Raw genomic sequence first — 25,650 nt, 5'->3', positions numbered from 1 at the left:
TCACCGCCCTCCCTTTCGCACCCGCCGGTCCCGGGATTCCAGCAGGTTGATGGCCAGCAGGAACACAGCGGAGATGGCGATGTTCACCAGCACCCAGCGTGTGGCTGAAACGTCGTCGTTGGTGCGCCAAAACTGGTAGACGGCTGTGGAGATGGTGGCGGTGCGGCCCGGGGTGTAGCCGGCAATCATGGAGGTGGCGCCGTACTCCCCCAAGGCCCGTGTAAAGGAGAGCACCATGCCCGCCAGAATGCCCTCACGGCAAAAGGGCATCCGGACGCGCCAGAAGATATAGGTGTTGGAGAGGCCCAGCGTCCGCCCCGCGTCGGAGAGGGTGGTGTCAAAGCTCTCAAAAGCGCCGCGGGCGGTGCGGTACATCAGCGGGAAGGAGACCACCACCGTGGCAAAGACGGCGGACCACCAGGTCATCACCATCTTGGTGCCGAAAACCTCCAGCACCCAAGCGCCAAGAGGCCTCCGGGGTCCCAGCAGGAGCAGCAGCAGCCAGCCCACCACCGTGGGAGGCAGCACCAGGGGCAGCGTGAGGAGCACATCCAGCGTTCCCTTCACCAGACGGGGGAGCTTCGCGACGTAGTAGGCGGAAAACAGCCCCAGGATAAAGACAGCCGCCGTGGAGATCGCGGCAATCCGCAGCGAGTTGTAAAGTGGAAACCAGTCCAAAGGAGCATCACCTCCGCAGTGATTTGAAAAGACCGGACAGCGCCTGTCCGGCTTTTGCCATATAGGATAGCAGATTACTGCATCATCGTAAAGCCCACGCTTTCGAAGACCTGGGCGCAGGGCTCGGTCCGCAGATAGTCCAAAAACGCCTTTGCCTCACCGCTGTGGGCGCTGCCGCGCAGCACGGCCGCGGGGTAGATCACCTGGCCGCACATCTCCTGCGTGGCCTCGTCCACCACCTCCAGACCTTCAGAGAAGGCGTCGGTGGCATAGATGATGCCGCAGTCCACGGCACTCTCCGCCACCTGGGTGGTGACCTCCTTCACATTGGAGCCATAGGTCAGCACCTGGGCGCCGTTCAGGGCGGCCTCGTCCAGACCGTAATAGTCAAAGAGCTTCAGCGTGTACTGGCCCACCGGAACATCGCTGTTGCCCACGGCCAGCAGGACGTCCCCGCTTTTGAGCAGCTCCGACAGCTCATCGAAGCTCCCGATGCCCTTGGGGTTGCCCTTGGGTACGGCCAGAGTCACCTTGTTCTCCAGCAGGTCGATGCGGGTTTGGGAGTTGATCATGTCCAGGCCGTCGGGATTTTTCTCCGCGTCATCCTTGAGAGAGCCGTCCAGGGCATTCATCTGGGTGGGGGAGGCGGAGATAAAGAGGTCGCAGTCGGCCCCCTCCCTGATCTGCTTGAGCAGTGTGCCGGAGGAGTCGTAGTTGGCAAGGATGGTGACGTTGGGCGCCTCCTCCCTGTAGAGATGGATGATCTGGTCAATGGTTTCGGTCATGGAGGCCGCGGCAAAGACGGTGAGCTCCACCGGATCGGCCTGGGAGGAATCCAGGGAACCGGCGCTTCCGGAGGAGCCGGCGGATCCTCCGCCGCTGCCGCAGGCGGTAAGGGAGAGAGTCAGGGTCAGGAGCAGTGAAAACAGCTTCTTCATAAAAAATATTCCTTTCTGATGCAATATGAACCGGGCCCGTATGAAAACGTGGTATTTACAAGAGAATAACGAATGGGTAAAGGGGCGCCGGAAACCCGGCGCCTTATTATTTGCCGAAGGGACAGTTGGGCCAGTGGCAGGGTCTGCAGCCAAGGCACAGCCCCCCGTTGCCCAGGGCCACGATGTCCGCCCGGGTCACGCGGACGCCTGCCGCCACCCGGGGCAGGACCAGGTCAAAGACCGTGGCGCCGGCATACATGACGCAGCCGGGCAGGCCCATCACCGGAAGGCCGTCGTCGTAATAGCCCAGCAGGAACATGGCGCCGGGCAGCACCGGCGCGCCGTAGGTGACGATCCGGGCGCCGGAGGCGCGGATGCCGCCCGGCGTGCTGTCGTCCGGGTCCACACTCATGCCGCCGGTGCACAGCAGCAGGTCGATGTCCAGCGAACGCATCTTGGCAATGGCCCCGGCCACCTGCTCCACGCCGTCGCCGGAGTTGATCTGGGCCACGGTTTCGATGCCGTAGGCTCTGAGCTTCTCCACCACCACCGGTGTGAACCGGTCCTCAATGAGGCCATTTTTCACCTCGCTGCCGGTGGTGACCACGGCGGCCCGCTTCAGCCGGTAGGGAAGCAGCTCCAGCAAGGGGGAGCCGCCGGCGGCCTCCTCGGCGGCGAAAAGTTTTTCCTCGGCGATCACCAGGGGGATCACCCGGGTGCCGCAGAGCTTGTCGCCCCTGCGGACCGCCGTGTTGCCGTGGCGGGTGGCCACCATGACGTCCTCCACGCTGTTGACATCGTTCAGCCGCCGTTCATCCACCCGGAAGAGGCCGTCGTATGCGGCGGTGAGTTCGATCTTGCCCTCCTTTGCCTCTGAGAGGATCATCCCCTCCCCCCGGCACAGGGCGGCCAGGCGCTCTGCCGCGTCGTTTTCGTGGACCATGCCCGGCGTCATCTCCCAGACGTACAGGTGTTCCTTGCCCATGGAAAGGAGCACGGGAATATCCGCCTCCGTCACCACATGGCCCTTGCGGAACCGGGCGTCCTTGTATTGGCCGGGGATGATCTGCGTAAGGTCGTGGCACAAAACGTGGCCCACAGCACGCCTCGTTTCAATCTGCTTCATATCCGCCCTCCAAACGTTCGATGGTGTCGCCGGGGCGCACCGTGCCCTCCCGGCGGACGACGGCAAAGATGCCCTCCGTGGGCATGACGCATTTTCCAGCCGCCTTCTTAATAGCGCAGTCGCCGTGGCACTCCTTGCCGATCTGGGTCACCTCCACCACCGCCTCCCCGATGCGCAGACAGGCGCCCACCGGAAGGGCTTTGAGGCAGATGCCCCTGGTGTTGATGTTCTCGGCAAAGGCGCCCGGGTCCAGAGTCAGGTCCGGGCGGCGCATGGTGTCCACGCTCTCCTCCGCCAGGAGGCTGATCTGCCGGTGCCAGTCTCCGGCGTGGGCGTCGCCCACAATGCCGTGGCGCAGCTTCAGCTGAATCGCGCCCACCGGGTGTTTCTGCTCGCCCTTGCGAAGGCTGATGTTTACGGAAACCACCTGAGCCATATTCATTCCTCCTCCCGCGCGCAGTAGTCCCCGCTCTTGCCTCCGGTCTTGCGTAGCAGGCGGATGGGGCCGATGACCATGTCTTTCTGCATGGCCTTGCACATATCATAAATCGTCAGCGCGGCCGCCGAGACCGCGGTCAGCGCCTCCATCTCCACGCCGGTGACGCCGTCGCAGGAGACATGGGAGCGGATCTCCACCCGGCAGGGGTCCTCCTCCAGGGAAAAGGATAGATCCACGCCGGTGAGGGACAAAGGGTGACACATGGGGATCAGCTCCCAGCAGCGCTTTGCGGCCATGATCCCAGCCACCTGGGCCACGGCCAGCACGTCGCCTTTTTTCACTGTGCCGGAGCGGATGCGCTCCAGCACCTCCGCGCTGACCGCCACCGCTCCGGCGGCGGACGCGGTCCGGTGAGTGAGTTCTTTTCCGGTCACATCCACCATGCGGGAGCGTCCCTGGCCGTTGAAATGAGTCAAGTCCGACATTGTTATCCTCCAATCTCATTCATGCATCGGGGCGTTTCGCTGCCATCCTCCGTCAGGTGATGACACCCCGGTTTGGAGGCGATGCCCCGGCGGATGGCCTCAAGGAGCGCCTTGCCGTGAAGTCCACGCAGCTCAAGCTCCTGCCGGGAGTGGAGACAGGCCTTGAGCCTCCCGTCGGCGGTGACGCGGATGCGGTCGCAGGTACCGCAGAACCGGTGGCTCATGGGTTCGATGAGGCCCACCGTGCCGGCCCAGCCGGGCACCTGGAACCGCCGGGCCACCCCTGAGTCCTTCAGGGGGATCAGGCCGCCGAAACGGCGAAGCACCTCGTCGGCGGAGAGGAAACGGGAGCTGTCCCATCCGGCGCAGGGGCCCATAGGCATCAGCTCGATGAACCGGACCTCCCAAGGGTGGGTGCGGGTCAACTCAATAAAGTCGGGGATTTCGTCGTCGTTGATGCCGCCCATCAGCACCACGTTCAGCTTCAGGCGGGGAAATCCCGCCTCCTCCGCAGCCCGGATTCCCTCCAGCGCCTGGTCAAGGAAGCCCAGGCGGGTGATCTCCTGAAACCGCCGGGGCCGCAGAGTGTCCAAGGAGAGGTTCAGCCGGTCCACGCCGGCGCGGCGCAGGGGACCGGCCAACTGGGGGAGGAGGCTCCCGTTGGTGGTCAGGCACAGCTCCTCCAGGCCGCTCAGCGCCGAGAGCCCCCGGCAGATGTCCACGATCCCGCGCCGCACCAGGGGTTCGCCGCCGGTGAGGCGGATTTTCCGGATGCCGCAGGAGACCGCGGCTCCGCCGATTTCCACGCACTCCTCCACAGAGAGGATATCGTTGTGAGGCCGCTTCTCCACGCCCTCCGGCGCCATGCAGTACTGGCAGCGGTAGTTGCAAAGGTCCGTAACCGACAGCCGGAGATACCGGATGTCCCGCATGTGTCCGTCCTTCACTGAACGTTCCTCCTCTCACGTTGTTTTTTAAAAAGTATAACCTTTCAAAGGGGGAAAGTCAAGAAATTCACCTGTCGCGGAGCAACCGGTTGAATGGATTTGGTTCATACAAAAAATTCGGAAAATTTGTTATAACTTTGTTTCAACTTTTTAACGCATTTTGTCGTCTTTTGTTGTAGAATAGAAAATAAGATCAAAAGAAGGGGAATCACATGGCGGGGAAGAGGAGATACTATCACAAGAGAACAGGGCGCTGGAGCATTCCGGCCGTTGTTTGCATATTGCTTTTGACAGTGGTGCTGACCACGCTGGTACAGGGAAGCGGCACCGCGGTTCCAACGGATCAGACGCAGCTTCCGGGGGCCGGGAGCACCGTGCCTCAGGCGCAGAAGCGGACCAAGCGGATCGTCACCATCGGAAAGCGGCAGCAGGCGAAGGAGACCGACTCCGTGCAGGAGGAGGTGCTACAGCAGGAGACGCTGCGGCCGGAGGAGAAGACCTGCGTGGTGGCGGAGAGCGCGGCGGTGGAGGACGACTATTTCTCCGACGCCATTTTTATTGGAAACTCCCGCACAGAGGGATTTATGCTGTACTCTGGGCTGAAGGGCAGCCAGTCTCTGACCACGGTGGGTCTGACGGTCAGCGAGGCGTTTAACAAAAAGACTGTCACCGTGAACGGGAAAAAGATGACGATGATGGACGCGCTGGCTACCAAGCAGTTTGCCAAGGCTTATATCATGCTGGGCATGAATGAATTGGGCTGGGTTTATCCGGAGCAATACCAGGAGCAGTACGGCCGGATCATCGACCGCATCCGGGAGATCAACCCCGACGCGCTGATCTATATTCAGTCCATCCTGCCGGTGAGCAAAGCCAAGGATGAGGAAGGCACCTATATCAGCAACGAACGGATCCGCATGTACAACGACCTTCTGCTGGAGCTGGCGGAGGAGAAGGACGCGGCTTACGTCAACGTGGCGGAGGCGGTGTCCGACGGGGAGGGAAATCTCCCTCCGGAGGCTTCCTTTGACGGGGAGCACCTGGTGCCGGAGTACTGCAAGATCTGGCTCGCCTATTTAAAAACACATACGATTGAGGGATTGGAAAAATGAAACGAACAGCAGCCCTGCTGGGTGCGGTGATACTGCTGCTGAGCGCCTGCGGCACGCAGCAGATCACCCTGGATATCCAGGCCACGGCCGACGAGCTGGCCCAAAGCAATCTCTTTGGCGGAGACATCTTTGCCATTGACAGCGATATCGCGGCAACCATGTACCCGGACCTGCCGGAAGGGACCTCCACGGCGGCCTATGCCAGCAGCGGCGCCTCGGCGGATGAGGTGGCGGTGTTTGAGGCCAGGGATGAGGATGGAGCCAAAGCAATCCTGGAGCAGGTCCAACAGCGCTTTTCCGACCGCCGGGAAAGTTATGCGGACTACATGCCGGACGAGGCGGAGAAATTGAAAAACGCCGTGGCCCGGCAGTCGGGCGTGTACGTGATCGCGGTGGTCTGCGCAGATGCCGACAGCGCCAATGAGCAGGTGGATGGATACTTGAAATAGAGACCTTGAAAAAGAGACAGCCGCCCTTTTAGGGCGGCTGTCTTTGCGGCTTTTTTTCTGACGCGAGGTACAGGGCAGGGGAGCGGGGGCCGCGGCCTGATGGGAAAAAGGTCTACAGCTCGGCAAGATCCGGAGTCTCGTCAATGAACTCTGCCTCCACTCCCAGGTTGCGGAAATAGGGGCACAGCGACATCAGGGCGAACTTCTCTGTGGAGTAGTGGGTGCCGCCCAACAGGGTGACATGGTGCTCCCTGGCCGCCTCATGGATGGCTTGGCTCCATTCCACGGTGGGGGCGGTGACGCCGGTCACCAGGACGTTAATCCGGTTTTCCCTTAGGAATCGGTAAGCGTCCGTGCTTCTGGAGATACCGGCCATGACGGCGAATTTGCCGTCGGTCAGCGTGTTGCTGCCATAGGAGTAACGGCTGACCCGGTGGCCCACCGTGGCGGCAAAGCGGTGCTCCAGCTCGTCCACGGTTTCAAATCCGGACTGGCAAAGCGCGCCCAAAAGAGCGCCGTTTTGAGGATACCAGGTGTCATAGGGGTTGGTGCCCATGGCGCGGGCCAGCGTGTTGCCGGGAGAGTAGGGGCCCGCCACATCAAGGGGGATGTGGAAGGAGAAAAAGCTGACCTGCTGCGCCTTCATCCGGTCCAGCAGCTCCTGGGGCACCATGCCATAGCCCTCCTGCAGGCTGGGCATAGGCGGCCGGGGATGGTGGCAGAACAGCATCACATGTTCCTCGCCGCGGGAGAGGATGTTCTCAATGACAGCGGGATTGGCAAAGGTTGCGGTGTAGACTTTGGAGATGTAGTCCGTGTTGTGCTCCTGTACGCCGATCTTGTCAAAAATGTCCGTGCACCGGTCCGGTTTGAACTGCTCAGTGAGGCGGTCGTATAGAAACTCCGCAGGAACCAGGTTTGGTTTTGCCATACTATTCACTCCCTTATTGAATTTATGAGTTATTATAGCATATACAATAAAAAAATCAAATATTATTTCATTGACATTAAAAATGTGATGCGCTATGATAGAATCCATAAGAGTTCAGAAGCCAATAAATGAGGTGATTCCCATCAATATACAAGTCGAAACAGAACAGCTGATGGAAGATTGGAAGCGGCTGCATCAGATTCCGGAAATTGGATTTCATGAATATCAGACCTCGGGGTATCTGCGGTCCAGGCTGGAGTCACTGGGGTTTGAAGTCCGTTCCATTGCCGGGACAGGCCTGCTGGCTGCCCTGCACGGGTCGGAGCCGGGACTGTCCATCGGGCTGCGGGCGGATATGGACGCCCTGGAATTCAACAACGAAGACGGCAGCAAAACCCTGTGCCATGCCTGCGGGCATGACGCCCACTGCGCCATGGTGCTGGCGGCGGGAGCCCAGGTGGCCAGACAGGGGATCCGCAGGGGAACGCTGTATCTGCTGTTTCAGCCGGCGGAGGAGACGATCTGCGGCGCCAGCGCCGTTGTCCGGGACGGGGGCCTGCCCCATCTGGACGGGCTGCTGGGCATGCACCTGCGGCCAAAATCCGAACTGCCCCTGGGCCAGGCCACGGCGCAGCTGATGCACCAGGCCACCATCCCTATGACGGTCACGTTTTACGGAAAGGCGGCCCACGGCGCCCGGCCCTTTGAGGGCGTCAATGCGCTGTCGGCGGCAGCGGAGACCATTGTCCAGGTGGACCGCTTGAAAATCCATACCGATCAGAGCTGGTCCGCAAAGGCCACCAATGCCCATTGCTTCGGCAACATGCACAACGTGATCCCCGAGCGATGCAGCGTGACCTTTGACCTGCGCGCCCAAAGCAACGCCCTGGGGGACCAGCTGACCCAAGCGGTGCTGGAATGTGCCAATCAAAGCGGGGAAAAGGTAGGCTGCCGCGTGAGTTGTGATAAAGTCCATGGTTATGCGGCGGAGTACGACCCCGGGCTGGTGGCGGTCTGCGAGGAGGCCATCCGGGAAGTGTTGGGCGATGTTGCGCCGCCGGTGCACACCTTGGGCAGCGAGGATTTCCACGCCTACCATATGGAGGGGGGAATCCCCGTGGCCTATATGGGCCTGGGGGCGGATCTGGTTCCCGGGCTCCACAGCCGGGACATGCGCTTTAACCCGGATTGCCTTCCCATTGGCGTTCAAATCCTCTGCCGCTGTGTCGGCAGGCTGCTGGAACTGAAGTGATCTCCTCTCTCTGACTCATATGGGAAAAGCGGGCGCCGACATTTGTCCGGCGCCCGCTTTTTTAGTCATTGCTGTAAAATCCATGTCAGACGAGCCAGTGGTCCGCGCTGGGGCAGGTCTCCGTAAGCACGCTGTGCAGACGGGAGAGGTTCTCGCTGAAGGCGGAATAGCGTTCCTTGCTGTCGGAGACATAGATGGAGGCCAGCAGGTTGATGAGAGAGATGGGCGCGGTCATGGAGTTGAGGAAAATGGCGTTTTTGGTGACGCTGGTCAGCACCACATCCGCAAACTGTGCGCCGGCAGCGGAGACGTTGTCGGAAAAACAGAGGATTTTGACGTCCTGGACGTCGTGGAGGTGGCGGGCCAGCGCGATGGGGAACTGGGTATAGGGCGCGTAGGAGAAGAGAATCAGCAGGTCGTCCGGCTGGAGCAGCGCCAGGTGGTACAAAAGGTCGGGAATGCTCTTTCCCCCTAAGTTGACCACATCCACGCCGAGGCGCTGGAACCGCTCGGCAAACACGTTGGAGACAATGGCCGCGTAGTCGTAGGCCAAAAGATAAATCCGGTCCGCGTTTTTCAGCAGTGACAGGGCCTTGGCAAAATCCGCCTCGCTGACATGGGCAAAGGTCTGCTTCAGCGCCTTGATCTCAGATTCGGCGATGGCGGCGCTCACATTGCTTTTCCCGTCATCCTTTAAGATGGCAGTTTTGATCTTCTCGTTGGGCGACATCCACTGGGTAATGTAGCTTTGCAGCTTGCTGCGCATGTCCAGAAAGCCGGAACAGCCGATCTGCCGGGAGAAGCTGAGGATGGTGGCCTCCGTGGTGCCGGTGGCGGCGGAGAGCTGTTTTAAGGTGAAAAAGCAGCTGGTGTCTGGATGCTGGAGCAGATAGTCCGCAATCCTTCGCTGGGTGCGGCTGAGGGATTCATAGGAGGCTTGAATGACGGAGAGGATATTTGTGTTGTTGTTCATCACTTTAATACCAATACCATAAATTTTGTAAAAGGATTTTGACCAATCATAGCATAATAGGGGAGAAGATGCAAGAAATTTTGTGATTTTCACACAAATAAATAAAAAATTATAAATAATTTTAGCGTATTTACTGGAATTTTAAATTAAAGCAAACAAGAGCATATGCTATATTTTTAAATAAAATTAAAGTAAATAATTGACTTTTAAAGAAGGATCGGGTATGATGCAAATAGAAGCTGCTGCTTCGAATCAGGAATAAGGAGTGAGAAAAATGAAGGATCGCTTCAACACGATCTGGGGAGCAATTTTCACAGGGCTATTTGTCCTGATCATGCTCCCGCTTCCCTGCTTTGTCAACGAGTCGTACATCCCGGGGCCCTTTGGCGTACCCAACTACATCTATGGGTGGCTTGCTGTGGGAGTCACCACCGTGATCTTGATTCTGATTTGGACCAGGATGGCGCTGAAAAGGCCTGAATATCACGAATTCGATGAGAAGGAGGACAAATAAATGCCTGAAGTAGCAGTCAATCCCGTGCCGTTTTTTGTGGTCATCGGCCTCTATATAGTGCTGATGGCGGGCATCGGCATCTATGCGACCCGGCATACCAACACCATGCAGGATTATTTCGTCCTCAGCGGCAAGGCCGGGTTCATTGTCAGCGGCATTGCCTACGCGACCACCCAGTACAGCATGGGCACCTTCCTGGGCACGCCCGGCACGATTTACGGCATCGGCTATGCCGGCATGGGCATCAATGTCCCCGGCGTCGCCTTCTCCCTGGTGATTCCCGCGATTTTCATCGGCCGCAGGCTGGTCACCCTGGGCCATCGGGAAGGCTTTTTGACCCTGTCCGACTATCTCTCCGACCGCTATGAGAACAAAAAGATGAGCGGCGTGCTGGGCGTCATGATGCTCTGCTTCCTGATTCCCATGATGGGTGCGCAGATTCTTGGCGCCGGCATTTTGGTCAATGTGTTCACCGGACTTCCCAATTGGGTGGGCATCGTGGGCATGGGCGTCATCGTCATCGGCTACTGCATGACCGGAGGCATGCGCGGCGCCATGATGACCGATGTGGTCCAGGGCGTTCTGATGTTCGGCGCGGCCATTGCCGCGTTTGTGATCTGCTTGGTGATGGGCGGCGGCATGAGCAGCCTCAATGAAAGCCTGGCCAAGATCGGCGAATCCTTTATGACCTTCCCCGGTGCCAACGGCGCCATGCCCTGGGGCTACTACGTCTCCAACATTCTGCTCTGGTCCTTCTTCACCATGGGCCAGCCCCAGCTGTTCACCAAGTTTTTTGCCATGAAGGATCACAAGACCATGTTCCGTTCCGTGATCCTTGCTACCGTGGGCATGATGCTGACGTGCACCATGTGCTCCTGGGCCGGTGTGCTGGGCTATCCGCTCATCGGTGAGCTGAGCAACCACGATTACATCATCCCCGTCATCATCCAGCGCGGACTGCCCCCTGTTGTGGCCTCCGTGTTCATTGCCGGCATCGCCGCCGCCGGTATGTCCACCATCGACGGCGTTCTGATCACTGCCACCTCCGCCGCCACCCGCGACATCTATCAGAAATTCATCAACCCCAAGGCCAGCGACGAGTTCATCATGAAGATCTCCAGGTATGTGACCATTGTGATCGGCGTCATTGTCATCATCTTCGGCTGCGCCCAGCCCGGCAGTATTTTTATCATCAACACCTTTGCCTTTGCGGGCATGGCCATGTTCATCGTGCCGGTGTTGTTCGGCATGTATTGGAAAAAGGCCACCTGCCCGGCCGCAATCGCGTCCATTGTCAGCGGCGTGGTCACGCTGATCGCCTGCACCAAGGTGCCTGCGCTCAAGGCCATGATCCACGGCTTCCACGCTGTGGTGCCCGCTGCCGTGGTGGCAGCGATTGTGATGTTTGTGGTCAGCCTGGCCACGCAGAAGTATGCTGCCTCGGAGGAGACCCTGAAGCGGCATATGCTCGTCAATTGATATGTTTCTGGAACGAATGACCACTGCGCAGGCGGAAGCCGCGCTGAAAAGAGACCCCATTGCCGTCCTCCCTCTGGGCAGCACAGAGCAGCATGGGCCCCAGTGCGCCCTGGGCACCGACTTCCTGGTCCCAAGAAACCTGGCCGAACGGGTGGAGGCCATGGAGGGCATGGAGAATGTGGTGGTCCTGCCCACCATTCCCTTTGGCGTGTGTGACTATCACATGAGCTTTTCCGGAACCATCAACATCGGCTACGAGGGCCTTTACATGCTGCTGAGCAAGGTGACGAAGGCCATGATGCAGCACGGGGTGCGCCGCTTTGCGGTCATCAACGGCCACGGGGGCAACACGCCGGCCATTGACCAGGCGGCGCTGGAGGTGTACCGGGCCGGAGGCATTCTGGCCAGCATCGACTGGTGGAGCGTGGTGGGCCAGATCGACCAGCGCTTTGCCAACGGGGGCCACGGGGACATCCTGGAGACCTCCGCCATGATGGCGGTGGACGAGCGCTGTGTGGATTTGAGCCTGTGCAGGGACATGAACCCGGGGCAGCCCACGGAGGAAATTTCCGCGAAGTACATCCAGGCCATTCACTTTCGGGGCGGCACAATCCGTCTGGCCCGTGACACGAGAGAGCTTGCGCCCAGCGGATGGTTTGGCCCCGGCGATCCCCGAGGCTCCACCCGGGCCCACGGCGAGGCAATGCTGGAGGTCTGCGCGGAGTATATCCGTGACTTTTTGGTGGAATTCCGCAATCTTCTGTAAAAATCCATGTGCGGGATGTGCAGGGAAGCCGGGTTCTGCCGGCTTCCCTGCACTGTCGAGTGTGCCTGCACGATGAGGTGAAAGCATGTATTTGGAATTTAAAATCGGCACGTCTCGGCAGGGCGTTGAGGTGGATGAAAAAAACCTCATGGGGGTGCTGGAGCCCAACAAGCTGCCGCCGGGGCCCTGCGGGGAGGAGGCGGTCAAAAACGCGCTGGCCGCGCCCATTGGGGCCCGGCCCCTCCGGCAGATCGTGCACAAGGGGGAGACAGTGGCCATTGTCACCAGCGACATCACCCGTCCCATGCCCACCTATGCGGTGATGCCCGCGCTGTTGGATGAGCTTTACGCGGGCGGTGTGGCGCCGGAAGACATCACGCTGGTTTTTGCCCTGGGGAGCCACCGCGGCCATACGGAGGAGGAAAAGAAGCACCTTGCCGGAGAGCGGGCCTGGGCGGAGATCGCCTGCGTGGATCTGAATGCGGCGGACTGTGTCCATATTGGGACGACCTCCCGGGGAACTCCGGTGGATATCGACCGTCGGGTGGCCATGGCCGACCGCCGCATCTGCCTGGGGAATATTGAGTACCACTATTTTGCCGGCTATTCCGGAGGTGCGAAGGCGATTATGCCCGGCGTGTCCACCCGGGCGGCCATCCAGGCCAACCACAGCGCCATGGTGCTGCCAGCGGCCCGCGCGGGCCGCCTGGAGGGAAATCCCGTGCGGGAGGACATCGAAGAGGCGGCGTCTATGGTGGGCGTGGACTTCATTCTGAACGTGGTGCTTGATCCCCGCAAGCAGATTCTGCGGGCCTTTGCCGGCGATGTGACGGCGGCCCACCGGACGGGCTGTGCTTTTTTGGACGCCATCTACCAAAAGAAAATCCGGAAAAAGGCGGATATTGTTTTGGTTTCCCAGGGCGGAGCGCCCAAGGACCTGAACCTGTATCAGACCCAGAAGGCGCTGGACAACGCCGCCCACGCAGTGCGGGACGGAGGAGTCATTATTCTGATCGGCTCGTGCAAAGAAGGCCTGGGAGAGGAGACCTTTGCCCGGTGGATGGAGTCCGCGCCCACGGCCCACTCCCTGATTGAACGGATTCAAAAGGAATTCCGGCTGGGGGGACACAAGGCGGCTGCCATCGCCATGGTGCTGGAAAAAGCGGACGTCTACTTGGTCTCCGAGCTGGAGGATCAGCAGGTGGAGCGACTTTTTTTAAAGCCCTTCCACACAGTGGCGGAGGCCTATCGGGCGGCAAGAGAACGGTACGGGGCGGAGGCGTCGGTGTTGGCCATGCCCTATGGCGGCTCCACACTGCCCCGGGCGGAGGAGCAGCATCCAATTATACAAAAGGAGAATTAAAATGGATTATGCAGCGGAATCACTGAAGATGCACTATGCGCTCCGGGGCAAGATTGAGGTAACTCCCCGGGCTGCGGTGGACAGCCGGGAGGCGCTGTCCCTGGCCTATACACCGGGTGTGGCCCAGCCCTGCCTGGAGATTCAGAGGGACGCCAGCAAGAGCTACGAGCTGACCCGCCGGTGGAATACGGTGGCTGTGGTGACGGATGGAACGGCGGTGCTGGGACTGGGTGATATCGGACCCGAGGCGGGCATGCCCGTCATGGAGGGCAAATGCGTTCTCTTCAAGGCCTTTGGCGATGTGGACGCCATTCCCCTTTGCATACGCAGCAAGAATGTGGAGGAAATTGTGGATACGGTGGCGCTGATCGCCGGCTCCTTCGGCGGTGTGAACCTGGAGGACATTTCCGCGCCCCGCTGCTTTGAAATTGAGGAAAAACTGAAGGAACGCTGCGACATCCCCATCTTTCACGACGATCAGCACGGCACCGCCGTCATCACCCTGGCCGGTCTGATCAACGCGCTGAAAGTGGTGGGCAAAAAGTTGGAGGATGTGAAAATCGTCACCAGCGGCGCCGGCGCCGCCGGTGTTGCGATCATCAAGCTGATGATGAGTCTGGGGCTGAAAAACGTGGTTATGACCGACCGCTCCGGCGCTATCTACGAGGGGCGGGACGGCCTGAATCCCATCAAGCGGGAGATGGCCCGCCTCACCAACCGCCGGATGGAAAAGGGAAGCCTGAGGGAGGTGATCCGCGGCGCGGATGTGTTCATCGGCGTGTCCGCCCCCGGGACGCTGACGGCCGACATGGTGAAGAGCATGGCCCGGGCCCCGGTCATTTTTGCCTGCGCCAACCCCACGCCGGAGATTTTTCCAGATGAGGCAAGGGCTGCCGGCGCGGCGGTGGTGTCCACTGGCCGCAGCGATTTTCCCAATCAGGTGAATAACGTGCTCTGCTTTCCCGGCATTTTCCGCGGCGCGCTGGATGTGCGGGCCAGCCGGATTACGGAGAGCATGAAGATCGCCGCCGCCTATGCCATCGCGGGACTGGTGGGAGATGAGGAACTGAGTGCCGAGTATATCCTGCCCCAGGCGTTTGACCCCCGGGTCAAGGAGGCCGTGGCTTTGGCCGCGGCAGAGGCGGCCCGCAGGGACGGCGTGGCAAGGATATAGTCGGAAGTTCGCGCATGAGCCCGGCATTTGCCGGGCTTTTTTATTGTGTACCGCGCGGAGTCGGAGGGTGGATTTGGTCAAATCGGCAAATCCACAACCGACGGTTTGTGCGGATTCGATAAGTATTTTTGTATAAAAAGAAATGTTTTTAGATGTTCTTGACAACGTTTTAGGAACGTGGTATCTTGAAAACAAGTTAACGACTAACACGCTAAAATTTGAATGGAAGAAAAAGAAGTGAAAATTTGAAATAAATCCTTATATATCAATAGTTTTATAGAATATTTTTCTTTTGGGTTTTGATATAAAAGTTAGCGACTAACCGTATAGGTGAGTGAGGGGGTAAAATGGCGCAATTGGAAAAAGTGAGCAAAGTCCGATTATACGAGCAGGTGCTGGAGCAGCTCAACGGGTTCATTGAGCGGGGCGAGTGGAAGCCGGGATGTAAAATCCCCTCTGAAAAGGAGCTTAGAAACCAGCTTGGCGTGGGCACCGCGGTGCTGCGGGAGACCTTTCGGATTTTGGAGTCCAAGAACATCATTGAGAGCAGACAGGGCCAGGGGAGATACCTGAGACATATACGGCCCGAGCTGGTGTCGGACGACCCGTTTCTCAAAAAGGCGCTGGACAAGTCCTCCCTGCTGGATGTGCTGGATATCCGGATCAATCTGGAGATTGCCGCGGTGGAGATGCTCATTACCCGCGGGACGGACGAGAAGATCGCCAAGTTAGAGGCGCACATGGAAAAGCAGAGCTGGGAAAACGCGGTGAGTCCGGAGAAATCCTTTGAGGCCTGCGTGGCCCGGGCCACCGGCAATGTGGTTCTAACCTCCATGATCATAGACCTCCTGAAGCTGACCAGGGAGCTGGAGCAGAGAAAATATCTTGGATACGAAAAGTGGCGGGCCCTGACCGACGAACACAAGCTGATTTTGCAGGCCATCAAAAACCGGGACCTGGTGGCGGGCCGGGCCGCCGTCTACCGCCACATCTACGGCATCAAGGAAAAGCTGATCGACGAGAGCATCGACGAATGAAAAGAATGGCGTAATGGAAAATAAAATCTGGTTGCTGTGCCCGTTTTGCAACAGCAAGACAAGGGTACAGGTGAGGCGGGACACGGTGCTTGAGAATTTCCCGCTCTTTTGTCCAAAGTGCAGGCATGAGTCCGTCATCACCGTGCGCGAAGGAAAAATCTTAGAACAACAGAAATAAAAAGAGCCAGACGCTGAGGCGCAGAGCCAACACCCACTTGTATGGGTGTTGGCTCTGCGCTCTTTTGCGGTCAAGGGAAATGAGCGCCGGTAAAAATGATCTTTTGGAGGGGATACCATGGCTGAAACACTGTTGGAGGTAAAGGACCTGAGCGTGGTCTACACAAGTGAGGAGGGGATTGCCCGCGCGGTCAACGGGATCACCTTTTCCATCGACCGCAGGCAGACGCTGGGCTTTGTGGGAGAGACGGGCGCGGGTAAGACAACCACAGGGCTTTCCATCATGCGGCTGCTGCCTGAGAAGGCGGGGCAGGTGGAAAAGGGCCAGGTCTTCTATCGGGGAGAGGACCTGCTCCGGCTGCCGGAGAGCGCAATGCGGGAACTGCGCGGCTCCCGCATTGCCATGATCTTTCAGGACCCCATCTCCGTGCTCAATCCCGTGATGACCATTGAAAGGCAGATTAAGGAGGTGCTGGAGGCCCATGACGACCACTCCGGCACAAATATGGAGCAGCGGGTGGACAATCTTTTGAAATTGGTGGGTATCCAGCCCGACCGAAAAAAGGATTACCCCCATCAGTTCTCCGGGGGGATGAAGCAGCGCATTGTCATTGCCATGGCGCTGGCCTGTGATCCGGAACTGCTGATTGCCGATGAGCCCACCACCGCCCTGGATGTCACCATCCAGGCCCAGGTGCTGGATCTGGTGGAGGAGCTGAAGGAGCGATTGGGAACCTCCATGATGATCATCACCCATGATCTGGGCATTGTGGCTCAGGTCTGCGACACAGTGGCTGTGGTGTACGCCGGCGAGATCGTGGAGCAGGGTACGGTCCGGGACATCTTTGAAGGACGGCGCCATCATCCCTATACGGAGGGGCTCTTCGGCGCGATTCCGGATATCAAATCAGAGGCAAGGCGTCTCAGTCCCATCGAAGGCGCCATGCCGGACCCTCTGGACCTGCCCACGGGCTGCAAGTTCCATCCCCGCTGCCGCTACTGCACCGAACGCTGCAAGACGGTCCATCCCCCGGTCTGCCGCGTTGGGACCCATGAGATCGCCTGTCATCGCTTTAAGGAGGAATGACGCTATGACCCTGCTGGAAACAAAGGATTTGAAAAAGTACTACGACGTGAAAAACGGAAAGCTCCATGCCGTGGACGGCGTCAGCATCTGTGTGGAGGAGGGCGAGACCCTGGGCGTGGTCGGCGAGTCCGGCTGCGGCAAATCCACATTGGGCCGGGTGGTCCTGGGCCTGGAGCGTCCTACCTCCGGAGATGTGCTCTTTCAGGGTAAGAGCATTGTCAGCTGTGGCCGCGCCGAGCGGAAGAAGCTGCGGCCCAATATGCAGATCATCTTTCAGGACCCCCTCTTCAGCCTGGACTCCCGCATCCAGGTCTTGGACCTCATCGCGGAACCGCTTCTCATCAACAAGGTGTATCGGACTCGATCGGAGGCAAATGACCGGGTGAAGGAGCTGATGGAGATGGCGGGCCTCTCGCCCCGCTTTGCCAGCATGTATCCCAACGAGCTGGACGGCGGGCGGCGGCAGCGGATCTGCGTGGCCCGGGCCCTGGCCCTGAATCCGAGGATGATCGTCTGCGACGAGCCGGTCTCCGCGCTGGACGTATCCATCCAGGCCCAGATTCTGAACCTGCTGATGGACCTTCAGGAGTCCATGCACCTGACCTATGTGTTCATCACCCACAATCTGGCGGTGGTCAAGCACATCTCCACAAAAATTGCGGTCATGTACCTGGGCCAGTGCATCGAGCTGGCCTCCTCCAGGGAGATTTTTGAACATCCCATGCACCCATATACCCAGGCGCTGCTGGCGGCAATCCCCATTCCGAAGCTGATGGAAAAGAGAGAGCGCACCTTCATCAAGGGAGAACTCTCCAACCCCATCAACCCCAAGCCCGGCTGCCGCTTCGCTCCACGCTGCCCCCATGCCTCGCAGCGATGCCTGCAAGGAGATGTGACGCTGAAGGACACGGGCGGAGGCCATCAGGTGGCGTGCTGGCTCTATGAATAAACGCCTGCGCGGCGCAGAGCAAATACGAAATTGAGACAACGGTAAGGAGAAGCTGCGATGTCAAGAAAAGAAAGTCTGCTTTATTCTGAAAAAACACTGGATGTGAGCCTTGAAAATCTGCGGGAGTTTGTGGCCCAGCCCAGCATCAGCTGTGAAGGGAAGGGGATGAGAGAGTGCGCCGGGCTGATACTGAGACATCTCAAGGAGTTGGACTGCACGGAGGCGGAGCTGATCGAGACTCCGGGCTATCCCGGCGTCTGGGGCTATTACGACGCCAAGGCGGCCAAGACGCTGGTGGTCTACGGTTATTTTGACTGCAACAGCGTGGGACAGGGCTGGACCGTGGAGCCCTTTGGCGGCGTGGTTGGCCCAAGGGGCGAATTCAAAAGCGTGCTTTTTGGCAGGGGCGTGCGGAACAAGGGGCCAATCCTGACCTTTATCAACGCTTTGAAGAAGATTGTGGCAGCCGACGGAACCCTGCCGGTCAATGTGATGCTGCTCATCGAGGGAGAGGAGTTCCTCTCCAGCAGGAACGTCCCCTTTATGCTGGAAAAGTATCAAAAACGGCTGGCGGCGGCGGATTACGGCCTGTGTACGGAGGCCGGAGTAACGCCTGCGGGCGTGCCCATCATCACGCTTGGTAACAAGGGCTTTATTCACCTGGATATGAAGGTCAGCGGTGAAAAGTGGGGCAGGGGCCCCCAGGGCTCTTTTGTCCACGGCTCGGCGCAGTGTGTGGTGGACAGTCCGGTCTGGCGGTTGGTGCAGGCGCTGTCCACCCTGTTTGATCCCGAAACCCAGGAGGTCACCGTTGAGGGATTCGGAGAGGGGCTGGCCCAGCCCACAGAGGCGGAGGACCGGCTCATCGACGAGCTGCTTGCCCAGTTCGACGGCCGGCCTCTGCAGGATGTCCTCCCATACATCTCCGGCCAGCCCGGAAGGGTTGAGCGATTCGTCTTTGACCTGGAGGGCAAGGAGCTTCTCAAGCGCTATCTGTTCCACCCCTCCTTCAACATCAACGGCCTGCGGGCGGGTTACACCGGCCCTGGAACACCGCTCTTCACGCTGCCCACGGAAGCGGTTGCCCGCTTTGACCTGCGCCTGCCTCGGAACATGACGGTGGAGCAGACGCTCTCCGCCCTGCGCGGCCATTTGGATGCCCACGGCTTTGCGGACATTGAGATGGACGTGATGGGAGGCTACGGCTCCACCAGCAGCGACCTGGAGGACGACCTTGTTCAGGCCGCGCTCCGGGCCCTGGAGGATTCTCCGGTCAAGCCCCTTATCTGGCCAAAAAAGAGCGCAAGCAACCCGGTGGGCGTCATCTCCGACAAGCTGGGCATCAAGGTGCTCACCGGTTTTGGAAACGGCATCACCATGGGCGGCAACGCGGGGCCTGACGAGTGTCTTGTCATCGAAAGCGGTGATGAGCGCCCCGGACTGCGGGAATTGGAGGCCTCGTTTATCGATCTGCTTTATAACTACGCGGAGAACTGACACAACGGGATGGAAAGGAGTGATCGTTTGGAAATCCAGCGCATTCAGGAGAGAATGAAGACACAGAAACTGGACGCATTGGTCGCCACTTCACACGACAGCGTCTTCTATCTGACCAAGGCCTACAAGATCCCGGCCAGATCCATCCCCACACGATTGAGCGCCGTTGTGATTCCCGCGTCGGGTCAGCCGGTTCTTGTTGCCTGCGCCATCACCGAGGCATTGGTGGAAAAGAGCTCCAAGGTCCGCGGCGCCGTGTTCTACAGGGAGTACATCGACTCTCCCATAGAGCTTGTGGCCAACGTCATCCGCTCCTATGGATTGATGAGCGGAAGAATCGGCCTTGAAAAGATTGCCCTCAGCGCCCGCTTTTACGATGAGCTGAGAGACTGTCTGCCCGATGCGGAGTTCGTTGCCGCGGATCAGATCACAGACTGGGTCCGCATGGTTAAGACACCAGAGGAGATTCGGCTCCTGCACAGCTCCGCTCTGGCCACCGACCGGGCCATCCGCCAGGCGTTTATGACCGCAAAGCCCGGGGAGATGGAAAAGAACGTGGAGAGCCGCATCGCTGTCGAGCTGCTGCGAAACGGAGCGGACCTGGTGGAGCACGTGACCTGCGGCGCGGGCGAAAACGCTGCACTGGCCCATCCTAAGGCGGAAATACGCCCCCTGGAGAATGGAGAGCTCATCCGCACGGATGCGGGAGGCATTTTTTCTGGATATATGTCCGACCTGGCGAGAACGGTTGTTGTGGGAGAACCCACCGGGGAGCAGAGGGAGTATTGGGAGATTCTCTATCATATCCAGGCTCAGATCATTGCCGCGGCCAGACCGGGGATCCGGGGCAGGGAGCTGCACAATCTCTGTCTGGAGCTCTTTGAACAGCATCGGCTGATTTACGCCTATACCATCACCGGCCACGGTCTGGGCCTGGGCCAGCACGACACGCCTATCATCGGCCCGGATTCGGACATTGCACTGGAGGAGAACATGGTCATCAATCTGGAGCCGGCCCACCGGAACCTGGGCGCAATCATGCACATCGAAGATACCGTCCTTGTCACGGCCGAAGGCGGCAGGATCCTGTCCAGGTCCGCCGACTGGAGCAGTCTGAAACTCTCATAAGCAAGGAGGCGGAGTCTTGAAACAGTCCATTGTCTACTTATGCAAGCGCATTGTTACGCTGCTTTTATCCCTGCTGGGCATTGCCGCCGTGGTGTTCTTTCTGGTTCGGCTGAGCGGCGACCCGGTGGCGCTTTACCTTCCCCTGGACGCCTCCGAGGCGCAGATCGCGGCCATGCGTGCCAGCCTGGGACTGGACCGTCCGCTGATCCAGCAGTTTTTCAGCTTTCTGGCGGGCATTCTCCACGGCGACTTCGGCGATTCCTTCAGCTATGGGCTGCCTGCTCTGGAGGTCATCAAAATGCCTTATCTCCAGACCCTGAAGCTTGTGCTGGTGGCGCTGTGCGTGGCGCTTGCCATTGCGGTGCCCGCCGGCATTCTGGCGGCCCGGAAGGCGGGAACCAGCACGGACAGCATTGTCTCCACCGTGTCTTTGCTGGGTCAGAGCATCCCTACCTTCTGGTGGGCGCTGATGCTGATTCTGCTGTTTGCCGTAAAGCTCCGCTGGTTTCCATCCTCCGGCGTGGGGACATGGAAGCACATGGTCCTGCCCGCCATCACCCTGGGAACCTTTGAGGCCGGCATGTACGCCCGGATCGTCCGGACCAGCGTGCTGCAGGTGATGGGTCAGGACTACATCCGCACTGCCAAGGCCAAGGGCCTGACGGAGCGCAGGGTGATCGCCCGGCACGTGATCCGCAACGCGGCGCTGCCCACCATTACGGCGGTGGGCATGCAGTTTGGTTCGCTGATGGGCGGCTCTGTGGTCACGGAGGTGGTGTTCGGCTATTCCGGCATGGGCCGCCTGGCGGTCAGCGCCATCTTCAACCGGGACTTTGCGCTGACTCAGACCTTTGTGCTGGTGTGCGCGGTCACCGTGGCCCTCGTGAATCTGATCGTGGATTTGGCCTATTCGGTGCTGGATCCCCGGGTGCGTATGGGGTAAGAGGAGGAGCTATGAAAAAACAGTCCAACAGGCTTTTGCAGCGGGCCCGGTATCTGGCAAGGCCGACCCACTATGTGGCCGCTGTCATTTTGATCGTGATTGTGCTCTGCGCCCTGTTCGCCGGCGCGCTTGCCCCTATGGACCCGCTGAAGCAGGATCTGCGGAACTGCCTTTCCGCGCCCAGTCTGGCCAACCTCTTCGGGACGGACCAGTTAGGACGGGATATTTTGAGCCGGGTCATCTACGGCAGCCGGGTGTCGCTCCTGGTGTGCCTGGCCAGCGTTCTCTTCGCCGGTGTCCTTGGCGTCCTCATCGGCGTGATGGCGGGCTATTTCGGCGGTGCGCTGGACCTTGTGACCTGCGCCGTCACCGACACCCAGATGTCGATTCCCTTTTTTGTGCTGGCGCTGACGCTGGCCTCTATTTTCGACCCCTCGCTCTGGAGCGTCATCCTCATCTTGTCCATCACCAGCTGGCCCCGATATGCCCGCATGGCCCGTTCCCAGGCGATCACGCTGCGGTCCATGGACTATGTCCGGGCGGCGGTTTCCATGGGGGCCTCTCCCGGGTGGATTCTCATGAAGCACATTGTGCCCAACGTGATGGGCATCATCACCACCCTGGCCACCACGGAGGCGGCCCGGATGATCCTGCTGGAATCCGCGTTGAGCTTCATCGGCATGGGCGTTCCGGCGGACAGCTCCAGCTGGGGGCTGATGACCTCCGACGGCCGCGCGGTCCTGGCCACCGCCTGGTGGGTGGCCACGATCCCGGGCCTGGCAATTTTTATCACCTGCGCATCCATCACTATCCTTGGCGATTTCATGCGCCGAGTCCTCAAAATGGAGTGACGCGGCAGATGTCTTTTTCAGTGAGCCACAACAACCAAATAAGATTGCGATTGATGAAAGGAGAAACCCTATGAAACGTATACAGGCATTGCTGTTGGCCGCTGTACTGCTGATCAGCGCTTATGCGCTGACGGGCTGCGGCGATCAGGCGCGGCAGGAAGGGGAGGAGAAAACCTCCGTAACCATCGCCGTCGGAGGGGGACCTGGCAGCCTGGATCCCTACACCGATGATACCCGCTCCATCCAGGATATCTACCGCTGCATCTTTGAAGGGCTGGTAAAAATCAGCAGCGACGGCGAGATTGCCCCCCTGCTGGCGGAGAGCTGGGAACAGATCGACGATACCACCGTCCGCTTTCATCTCCGTGAGGACGTGAAATTCCACAACGGGGAAGCGTTCAACGCAGAGACAGTCCGGTACAACGTGGAGAGAATCTGGGACACAGACCTCAATTCCATCAAGACCGTCAAGCTGGCGCCCCTGAAGACCGCCAATGTCATTGATGAGTACACCGTGGACCTGATTACCGACGAGCCCTATCCGCTGCTTCTGACCTATCTGGACGCTTTGTACATGGTGCCGCAGCAGTATTATGGGGACAGCGAGCTTTCCGTCCTCTCCCAGAATCCGGTGGGAACAGGCGCCTACAAGTTTGTCTCCTGGGTTCCGGACCAGAATATCATTCTGACGGCCAATGAGGACTATTGGGGCGACGCGCCCGCCATGAAGGACGTCACCTGGCAGATTACCCCCGAGGCATCCACCCGTGTGGCCGCGCTGCTGGCCGGTGACGTGGACATCGCCTACAACATCCCCTCTACCTCCATCAGCCAGGTCAGAACAGCCTCCGGCTACAGCACGGTGGACTCCCCCATGGCTATGGGACTGGTGCTGCATCTTCAGGCCCTGGACCCTGATGCCCCCACCTCGGACGTAAAGGTCCGCCAGGCCCTGAACTATGCCATCGACCGGGAGGCTCTGATCACCGGCGTTTCCCAGAGCCTTGCCACACCGCTCAGCGGCCAGATGGCCAGTGAAGGCGTTGTGGGCTACAACGAGGCCTGCAACCCCTATACCTATGACGCCGGGCAGGCTGCCGCGCTGCTGAGCGAGGCGGGATACGGCGACGGATTCAAGATCACGCTGAATACGCCCCAGGGCAGATATCCCAACGACAAGGAAATCGCGGAGGCAATTGCCGGCATGTGGAGGGAATTGGGCATCGATGTGGAGGTAAAGGTCTGGGAGTGGGGCACCTTCCTGGAGGGACTGAAGCAGAAGGAGGCCTCTGAGGGCGCGTGGCTGATTGGCTGGTACTGGTCTCCCGCCTTTGACGCCTACACCGCCAACTCCTACCTCATCTCCGATCAGGCCTATGCCATCTGGAAGAACGACAAGTTCGACGAGAACATGCGCTCCGCCGCTGTGACGGTTGACACGAAGGCCCACGAAGCCTATCTGCAGGAGGCGCTGCTGGCCATGAACGAGGATGCTGGCCTGGCCTTCATCTGTGAACCCCGCTCTGTGTTCGGCAAGGCGGACGGCATCTCCTGGACCCAGAAGTTGGATGACTCCCTGGATGTGAAGACCATTGTCGCGAACTGATTCGGCTGTCTTGACCGAACAATCTTCTGAAGAGAAAGGAAACAAGATGAAGCAGTTTATACCACCCAAAAAGGAAGGAAGCCCCTTTTCCATGTGCGTCTGGGCAGGCAATACGCTTTACATCTCCGGAAAGGTGGGAATCGATCCGTCAACGGGAACCATTCCCGATTCCGCAGAGGAGCAGACACGCTTTGCCATCTCCGGTCTGAGCTCTGTGCTGGAAGAGCAGGGCTGCACCCTGGCCGATGTGGTCAAGATCACCGCGATCCTGACGGATCAAAAGGACATCGCGCCGTTCAACAAAGTGTATTGTGAGCAGTTCGCCAAGAACCCACCCGCCCGAACGCTGATGGTGGTCGGCGCTTTGGCCGGTAAGGCCACCGTGGAGTTGGACGCGGTGGCGGTGAAGGACTGACCGGCGTTTTGGGGGATCAGCATGTCTGTGAAGAAGGGATTCCCGGTAAGTTCTTTATCCTGAAAGGCATGTTCCGCAAGACCTGCTGAGTGTATCAATGTACGAAGGAGGTGTAAGCATGTCTTCCCTCATGGACCGCGCCAAAGAGTTGGAAGAGAAGTTCATCACGATCCGCCGCATCCTCCATGAAAACCCGGAAACGGCATTTGAAGAGGTGGAAACCAGCCGCCTGATCGAGCGGGAGCTGCGCTCCTGCGGAATCGACTGTCAGCCGGGCGGGGACAAGACGGGGGTTGTCGGCGTCCTGAATGGGGCGTATCCGGGAAAGACCGCGGCGGTCCGGGCGGATATTGACGCGCTGCCGGTGCAAGAGCAGACGGGTCTGCCCTTTGCCTCCCGGAGAGACGGCATTTGCCACGCCTGCGGCCATGATCTTCATACTGCCGCGGTGCTGGCCGCCGCCCGGCTGCTGTCCGAGCGACGCGACAGGCTGCATGGAACGGTAAAATTTATCTTCCAGCCTGCGGAGGAGCAGCTGGCGGGAGCCCGGACCATACTGAAAAGCGGATGCTTGGAACAGCCCCGTGTGGAGGCCATATTCGGCCTGCACACCTGGCCGGAGCTGTCCGCCGGAGAGATCGGTGTCCGCAAAGGGGCGATGATGGCGGGATCGGACCGGTTCCGCATCCGAATCCACGCCGCCGGAGGCCATGGAGCCCATCCCCACAAAACCGCCGATCCGGTGGTGGCGGCCGCCTACCTCGTCACCCAATTGCAGACCATTGTCTCCCGGGAGCAAAAACCCACGGAGCCGGCTGTCGTGACGGTTGGAAAACTGGCGGCGGGAACTGCGGCCAATACGATCCCCACAGAGGCCGTGTTGGAGGGAACGATGCGGACGGTGTCCAATGAGGCCCGGCGGCGGATCCGTGACAGCATCCGGCGAATGGCCACACTGACGGCCCAGAGCCTGAATACAAGCGCGGATACCGAGTTCACGGAAGGCTGCCCGCCCCTGATCCCGTCAGAAGAACTCACCGGGCTGGTGGAGGAGTCCGCGGCCCGCCTTTTGGGCGGGGAGCACGTGCGTGAATTGGATTCTCCCTCAATGGGCAGCGAGGACTTTGCCTGCTACCTGCAAACTGTGCCCGGGACATTTTTCCGCGTCGGCACTGGCGATGAGCGGCCCGAAAGCCGTCTGTCGCTCCACAGCCCCCGGCTGGTGTTCAATGAACAGGCGATTTTGACCGGGGCGGTGACTCTGTGCGGCGCCACCTGCCTCTATACGGGCTCGGAGTTTGGGGCGCTTTTGTAACGCACTGCTCCCGCCGGGA

General features: G+C 59.6%; 27 protein-coding genes. 19 read left to right on the top strand and 8 right to left on the bottom strand.

Annotation, left to right across the window (positions count from 1 at the left end):
* From modB to moaA, 6 genes are all read right to left on the bottom strand, one after another.
* Positions 1-678: a molybdate ABC transporter permease subunit gene (gene modB, locus KQI82_RS00335; RefSeq protein WP_216557111.1), complete on the bottom strand. Its 678-nt coding sequence runs from the start codon at positions 676-678 to the stop codon at positions 1-3.
* A gap of 74 nt (positions 679-752) precedes the next feature.
* A complete protein-coding gene (gene modA, locus KQI82_RS00330) occupies positions 753-1,616 on the bottom strand; it encodes a molybdate ABC transporter substrate-binding protein (protein ID WP_216557106.1) in 864 nt (287 codons plus the stop codon).
* A 106-nt stretch (positions 1,617-1,722) separates the two neighbouring features.
* Complete coding sequence (locus KQI82_RS00325; protein WP_216557103.1) at positions 1,723-2,742, bottom strand: molybdopterin-binding protein; 1,020 nt, start codon at positions 2,740-2,742, stop codon at positions 1,723-1,725.
* Positions 2,729-3,178, bottom strand: a complete 450-nt coding sequence (locus tag KQI82_RS00320; RefSeq protein ID WP_216557100.1) for an MOSC domain-containing protein — start codon at positions 3,176-3,178, stop codon at positions 2,729-2,731. Before KQI82_RS00320 ends, KQI82_RS00325 begins: the two co-directional genes overlap by 14 nt.
* Before the next feature lie 2 nt (positions 3,179-3,180).
* Positions 3,181-3,666: a cyclic pyranopterin monophosphate synthase MoaC gene (gene moaC / locus KQI82_RS00315; protein WP_216557096.1), complete on the bottom strand. Its 486-nt coding sequence runs from the start codon at positions 3,664-3,666 to the stop codon at positions 3,181-3,183.
* 2 nt (positions 3,667-3,668) lie between these two features.
* Positions 3,669-4,613, bottom strand: coding sequence for a GTP 3',8-cyclase MoaA (gene moaA / locus KQI82_RS00310; RefSeq protein WP_216557093.1), 945 nt, complete (start codon positions 4,611-4,613; stop codon positions 3,669-3,671).
* A gap of 281 nt (positions 4,614-4,894) precedes the next feature.
* Here moaA and KQI82_RS00305 point away from each other — a divergent pair, with 281 nt between their 5' ends.
* Both KQI82_RS00305 and KQI82_RS00300 read left to right on the top strand, forming a co-directional pair.
* On the top strand, positions 4,895-5,725 hold the full coding sequence (locus KQI82_RS00305) for a GDSL-type esterase/lipase family protein (protein WP_216557089.1): 831 nt from the start codon (positions 4,895-4,897) through the stop codon (positions 5,723-5,725).
* Entirely contained in the window at positions 5,722-6,174 is a 453-nt protein-coding gene (locus KQI82_RS00300; protein ID WP_216557086.1) for a DUF4358 domain-containing protein, read from the top strand. Before KQI82_RS00305 ends, KQI82_RS00300 begins: the two co-directional genes overlap by 4 nt.
* A gap of 112 nt (positions 6,175-6,286) precedes the next feature.
* Here the strand turns inward: KQI82_RS00300 and KQI82_RS00295 are convergent, their stop codons facing one another.
* A complete protein-coding gene (locus KQI82_RS00295; RefSeq protein ID WP_187333106.1) occupies positions 6,287-7,105 on the bottom strand; it encodes a Nif3-like dinuclear metal center hexameric protein in 819 nt (272 codons plus the stop codon).
* A gap of 172 nt (positions 7,106-7,277) precedes the next feature.
* Between KQI82_RS00295 and KQI82_RS00290 the strand changes: the two genes are divergently transcribed.
* Positions 7,278-8,357, top strand: a complete 1,080-nt coding sequence (locus KQI82_RS00290) for an amidohydrolase (RefSeq protein WP_216557083.1) — start codon at positions 7,278-7,280, stop codon at positions 8,355-8,357.
* Between the two features lie 85 nt (positions 8,358-8,442).
* On the opposite strand, the gene KQI82_RS00285 is transcribed toward KQI82_RS00290, so the two are convergent.
* Positions 8,443-9,330 (bottom strand): MurR/RpiR family transcriptional regulator, encoded by an 888-nt coding sequence (locus tag KQI82_RS00285; RefSeq protein WP_216557080.1) that lies wholly within the window; start codon positions 9,328-9,330, stop codon positions 8,443-8,445.
* Positions 9,331-9,604: 274 nt separating this feature from the next.
* Here KQI82_RS00285 and KQI82_RS00280 point away from each other — a divergent pair, with 274 nt between their 5' ends.
* The 16 genes from KQI82_RS00280 (at position 9,605) to KQI82_RS00205 (ending at position 25,631) form a co-directional block, all read left to right on the top strand.
* On the top strand, positions 9,605-9,844 hold the full coding sequence (locus tag KQI82_RS00280; protein WP_187333109.1) for a hypothetical protein: 240 nt from the start codon (positions 9,605-9,607) through the stop codon (positions 9,842-9,844).
* On the top strand, positions 9,845-11,323 hold the full coding sequence (locus tag KQI82_RS00275) for a sodium:solute symporter family protein (protein WP_216557076.1): 1,479 nt from the start codon (positions 9,845-9,847) through the stop codon (positions 11,321-11,323).
* Between the two features lies 1 nt (position 11,324).
* Positions 11,325-12,089, top strand: coding sequence for a creatininase family protein (locus tag KQI82_RS00270; RefSeq protein ID WP_216557069.1), 765 nt, complete (start codon positions 11,325-11,327; stop codon positions 12,087-12,089).
* A gap of 85 nt (positions 12,090-12,174) precedes the next feature.
* Complete coding sequence (gene larAH6 / locus KQI82_RS00265; RefSeq protein ID WP_216557066.1) at positions 12,175-13,452, top strand: nickel-dependent malate racemase, LarAH6 family; 1,278 nt, start codon at positions 12,175-12,177, stop codon at positions 13,450-13,452.
* 1 nt (position 13,453) lies between these two features.
* A complete protein-coding gene (locus KQI82_RS00260; protein ID WP_216557063.1) occupies positions 13,454-14,626 on the top strand; it encodes an NAD(P)-dependent malic enzyme in 1,173 nt (390 codons plus the stop codon).
* A 347-nt stretch (positions 14,627-14,973) separates the two neighbouring features.
* A complete protein-coding gene (locus KQI82_RS00255) occupies positions 14,974-15,663 on the top strand; it encodes a FadR/GntR family transcriptional regulator (RefSeq protein ID WP_216557060.1) in 690 nt (229 codons plus the stop codon).
* Between the two features lie 13 nt (positions 15,664-15,676).
* A complete protein-coding gene (locus tag KQI82_RS00250; RefSeq protein WP_216557057.1) occupies positions 15,677-15,841 on the top strand; it encodes a cysteine-rich KTR domain-containing protein in 165 nt (54 codons plus the stop codon).
* A gap of 117 nt (positions 15,842-15,958) precedes the next feature.
* On the top strand, positions 15,959-16,927 hold the full coding sequence (locus KQI82_RS00245) for an ABC transporter ATP-binding protein (protein ID WP_216557054.1): 969 nt from the start codon (positions 15,959-15,961) through the stop codon (positions 16,925-16,927).
* A gap of 4 nt (positions 16,928-16,931) precedes the next feature.
* A complete protein-coding gene (locus tag KQI82_RS00240) occupies positions 16,932-17,876 on the top strand; it encodes an ABC transporter ATP-binding protein (protein ID WP_216557049.1) in 945 nt (314 codons plus the stop codon).
* A gap of 57 nt (positions 17,877-17,933) precedes the next feature.
* Positions 17,934-19,373 carry a M20/M25/M40 family metallo-hydrolase gene (locus KQI82_RS00235; RefSeq protein ID WP_216557045.1) on the top strand — a complete coding sequence of 480 codons (1,440 nt, stop codon included), beginning with the start codon at positions 17,934-17,936 and terminating at the stop codon, positions 19,371-19,373.
* A 9-nt stretch (positions 19,374-19,382) separates the two neighbouring features.
* Positions 19,383-20,501 (top strand): M24 family metallopeptidase, encoded by a 1,119-nt coding sequence (locus tag KQI82_RS00230; RefSeq protein WP_277602897.1) that lies wholly within the window; start codon positions 19,383-19,385, stop codon positions 20,499-20,501.
* 16 nt (positions 20,502-20,517) lie between these two features.
* On the top strand, positions 20,518-21,444 hold the full coding sequence (locus KQI82_RS00225) for an ABC transporter permease (RefSeq protein ID WP_216557039.1): 927 nt from the start codon (positions 20,518-20,520) through the stop codon (positions 21,442-21,444).
* 11 nt (positions 21,445-21,455) lie between these two features.
* On the top strand, positions 21,456-22,295 hold the full coding sequence (locus KQI82_RS00220) for an ABC transporter permease (protein WP_216557036.1): 840 nt from the start codon (positions 21,456-21,458) through the stop codon (positions 22,293-22,295).
* Between the two features lie 70 nt (positions 22,296-22,365).
* Positions 22,366-23,901 (top strand): ABC transporter substrate-binding protein, encoded by a 1,536-nt coding sequence (locus KQI82_RS00215; RefSeq protein WP_216557033.1) that lies wholly within the window; start codon positions 22,366-22,368, stop codon positions 23,899-23,901.
* Between the two features lie 46 nt (positions 23,902-23,947).
* The gene (locus tag KQI82_RS00210) at positions 23,948-24,316 is read left to right on the top strand and encodes a RidA family protein (protein ID WP_216557030.1); all 369 of its coding nucleotides are present in this window, start codon (positions 23,948-23,950) and stop codon (positions 24,314-24,316) included.
* A 118-nt stretch (positions 24,317-24,434) separates the two neighbouring features.
* On the top strand, positions 24,435-25,631 hold the full coding sequence (locus tag KQI82_RS00205; protein ID WP_216557027.1) for a M20 metallopeptidase family protein: 1,197 nt from the start codon (positions 24,435-24,437) through the stop codon (positions 25,629-25,631).
* Positions 25,632-25,650: the final 19 nt, after the last annotated feature.

Origin of the sequence: Dysosmobacter acutus, from assembly GCF_018919205.1 — a bacterium.
Taxonomy (GTDB): domain Bacteria; phylum Bacillota; class Clostridia; order Oscillospirales; family Oscillospiraceae; genus Oscillibacter; species Oscillibacter acutus.
The sequence above is the reverse complement of the archived record's forward strand: the minus strand, read 5'-3'. Positions and strand labels throughout refer to the sequence as shown.

What these genes read in the sequence shown, in the direction of transcription:
- KQI82_RS00250 (WP_216557057.1), top strand. Translation starts at nt 15,677, where the DNA reads ATGGAAAATAAAATCTGGTTGCTGTGCCCGTTTTGCAACAGCAAGACA.
- KQI82_RS00235 (WP_216557045.1), top strand. Translation starts at nt 17,934, where the DNA reads ATGTCAAGAAAAGAAAGTCTGCTTTATTCTGAAAAAACACTGGATGTG.
- KQI82_RS00210 (WP_216557030.1), top strand. Translation starts at nt 23,948, where the DNA reads ATGAAGCAGTTTATACCACCCAAAAAGGAAGGAAGCCCCTTTTCCATG.
- larAH6 (WP_216557066.1), top strand. Translation starts at nt 12,175, where the DNA reads ATGTATTTGGAATTTAAAATCGGCACGTCTCGGCAGGGCGTTGAGGTG.
- KQI82_RS00295 (WP_187333106.1), bottom strand. Translation starts at nt 7,105, where the DNA reads ATGGCAAAACCAAACCTGGTTCCTGCGGAGTTTCTATACGACCGCCTC.
- KQI82_RS00320 (WP_216557100.1), bottom strand. Translation starts at nt 3,178, where the DNA reads ATGGCTCAGGTGGTTTCCGTAAACATCAGCCTTCGCAAGGGCGAGCAG.
- KQI82_RS00220 (WP_216557036.1), top strand. Translation starts at nt 21,456, where the DNA reads ATGAAAAAACAGTCCAACAGGCTTTTGCAGCGGGCCCGGTATCTGGCA.
- KQI82_RS00275 (WP_216557076.1), top strand. Translation starts at nt 9,845, where the DNA reads ATGCCTGAAGTAGCAGTCAATCCCGTGCCGTTTTTTGTGGTCATCGGC.
- KQI82_RS00290 (WP_216557083.1), top strand. Translation starts at nt 7,278, where the DNA reads ATGGAAGATTGGAAGCGGCTGCATCAGATTCCGGAAATTGGATTTCAT.
- KQI82_RS00300 (WP_216557086.1), top strand. Translation starts at nt 5,722, where the DNA reads ATGAAACGAACAGCAGCCCTGCTGGGTGCGGTGATACTGCTGCTGAGC.
- KQI82_RS00255 (WP_216557060.1), top strand. Translation starts at nt 14,974, where the DNA reads ATGGCGCAATTGGAAAAAGTGAGCAAAGTCCGATTATACGAGCAGGTG.
- KQI82_RS00215 (WP_216557033.1), top strand. Translation starts at nt 22,366, where the DNA reads ATGAAACGTATACAGGCATTGCTGTTGGCCGCTGTACTGCTGATCAGC.
- KQI82_RS00240 (WP_216557049.1), top strand. Translation starts at nt 16,932, where the DNA reads ATGACCCTGCTGGAAACAAAGGATTTGAAAAAGTACTACGACGTGAAA.
- moaC (WP_216557096.1), bottom strand. Translation starts at nt 3,666, where the DNA reads ATGTCGGACTTGACTCATTTCAACGGCCAGGGACGCTCCCGCATGGTG.
- KQI82_RS00230 (WP_277602897.1), top strand. Translation starts at nt 19,383, where the DNA reads ATGGAAAGGAGTGATCGTTTGGAAATCCAGCGCATTCAGGAGAGAATG.
- KQI82_RS00245 (WP_216557054.1), top strand. Translation starts at nt 15,959, where the DNA reads ATGGCTGAAACACTGTTGGAGGTAAAGGACCTGAGCGTGGTCTACACA.
- KQI82_RS00285 (WP_216557080.1), bottom strand. Translation starts at nt 9,330, where the DNA reads ATGAACAACAACACAAATATCCTCTCCGTCATTCAAGCCTCCTATGAA.
- modA (WP_216557106.1), bottom strand. Translation starts at nt 1,616, where the DNA reads ATGAAGAAGCTGTTTTCACTGCTCCTGACCCTGACTCTCTCCCTTACC.
- KQI82_RS00205 (WP_216557027.1), top strand. Translation starts at nt 24,435, where the DNA reads ATGTCTTCCCTCATGGACCGCGCCAAAGAGTTGGAAGAGAAGTTCATC.
- KQI82_RS00280 (WP_187333109.1), top strand. Translation starts at nt 9,605, where the DNA reads ATGAAGGATCGCTTCAACACGATCTGGGGAGCAATTTTCACAGGGCTA.
- KQI82_RS00270 (WP_216557069.1), top strand. Translation starts at nt 11,325, where the DNA reads ATGTTTCTGGAACGAATGACCACTGCGCAGGCGGAAGCCGCGCTGAAA.
- KQI82_RS00260 (WP_216557063.1), top strand. Translation starts at nt 13,454, where the DNA reads ATGGATTATGCAGCGGAATCACTGAAGATGCACTATGCGCTCCGGGGC.
- KQI82_RS00325 (WP_216557103.1), bottom strand. Translation starts at nt 2,742, where the DNA reads ATGAAGCAGATTGAAACGAGGCGTGCTGTGGGCCACGTTTTGTGCCAC.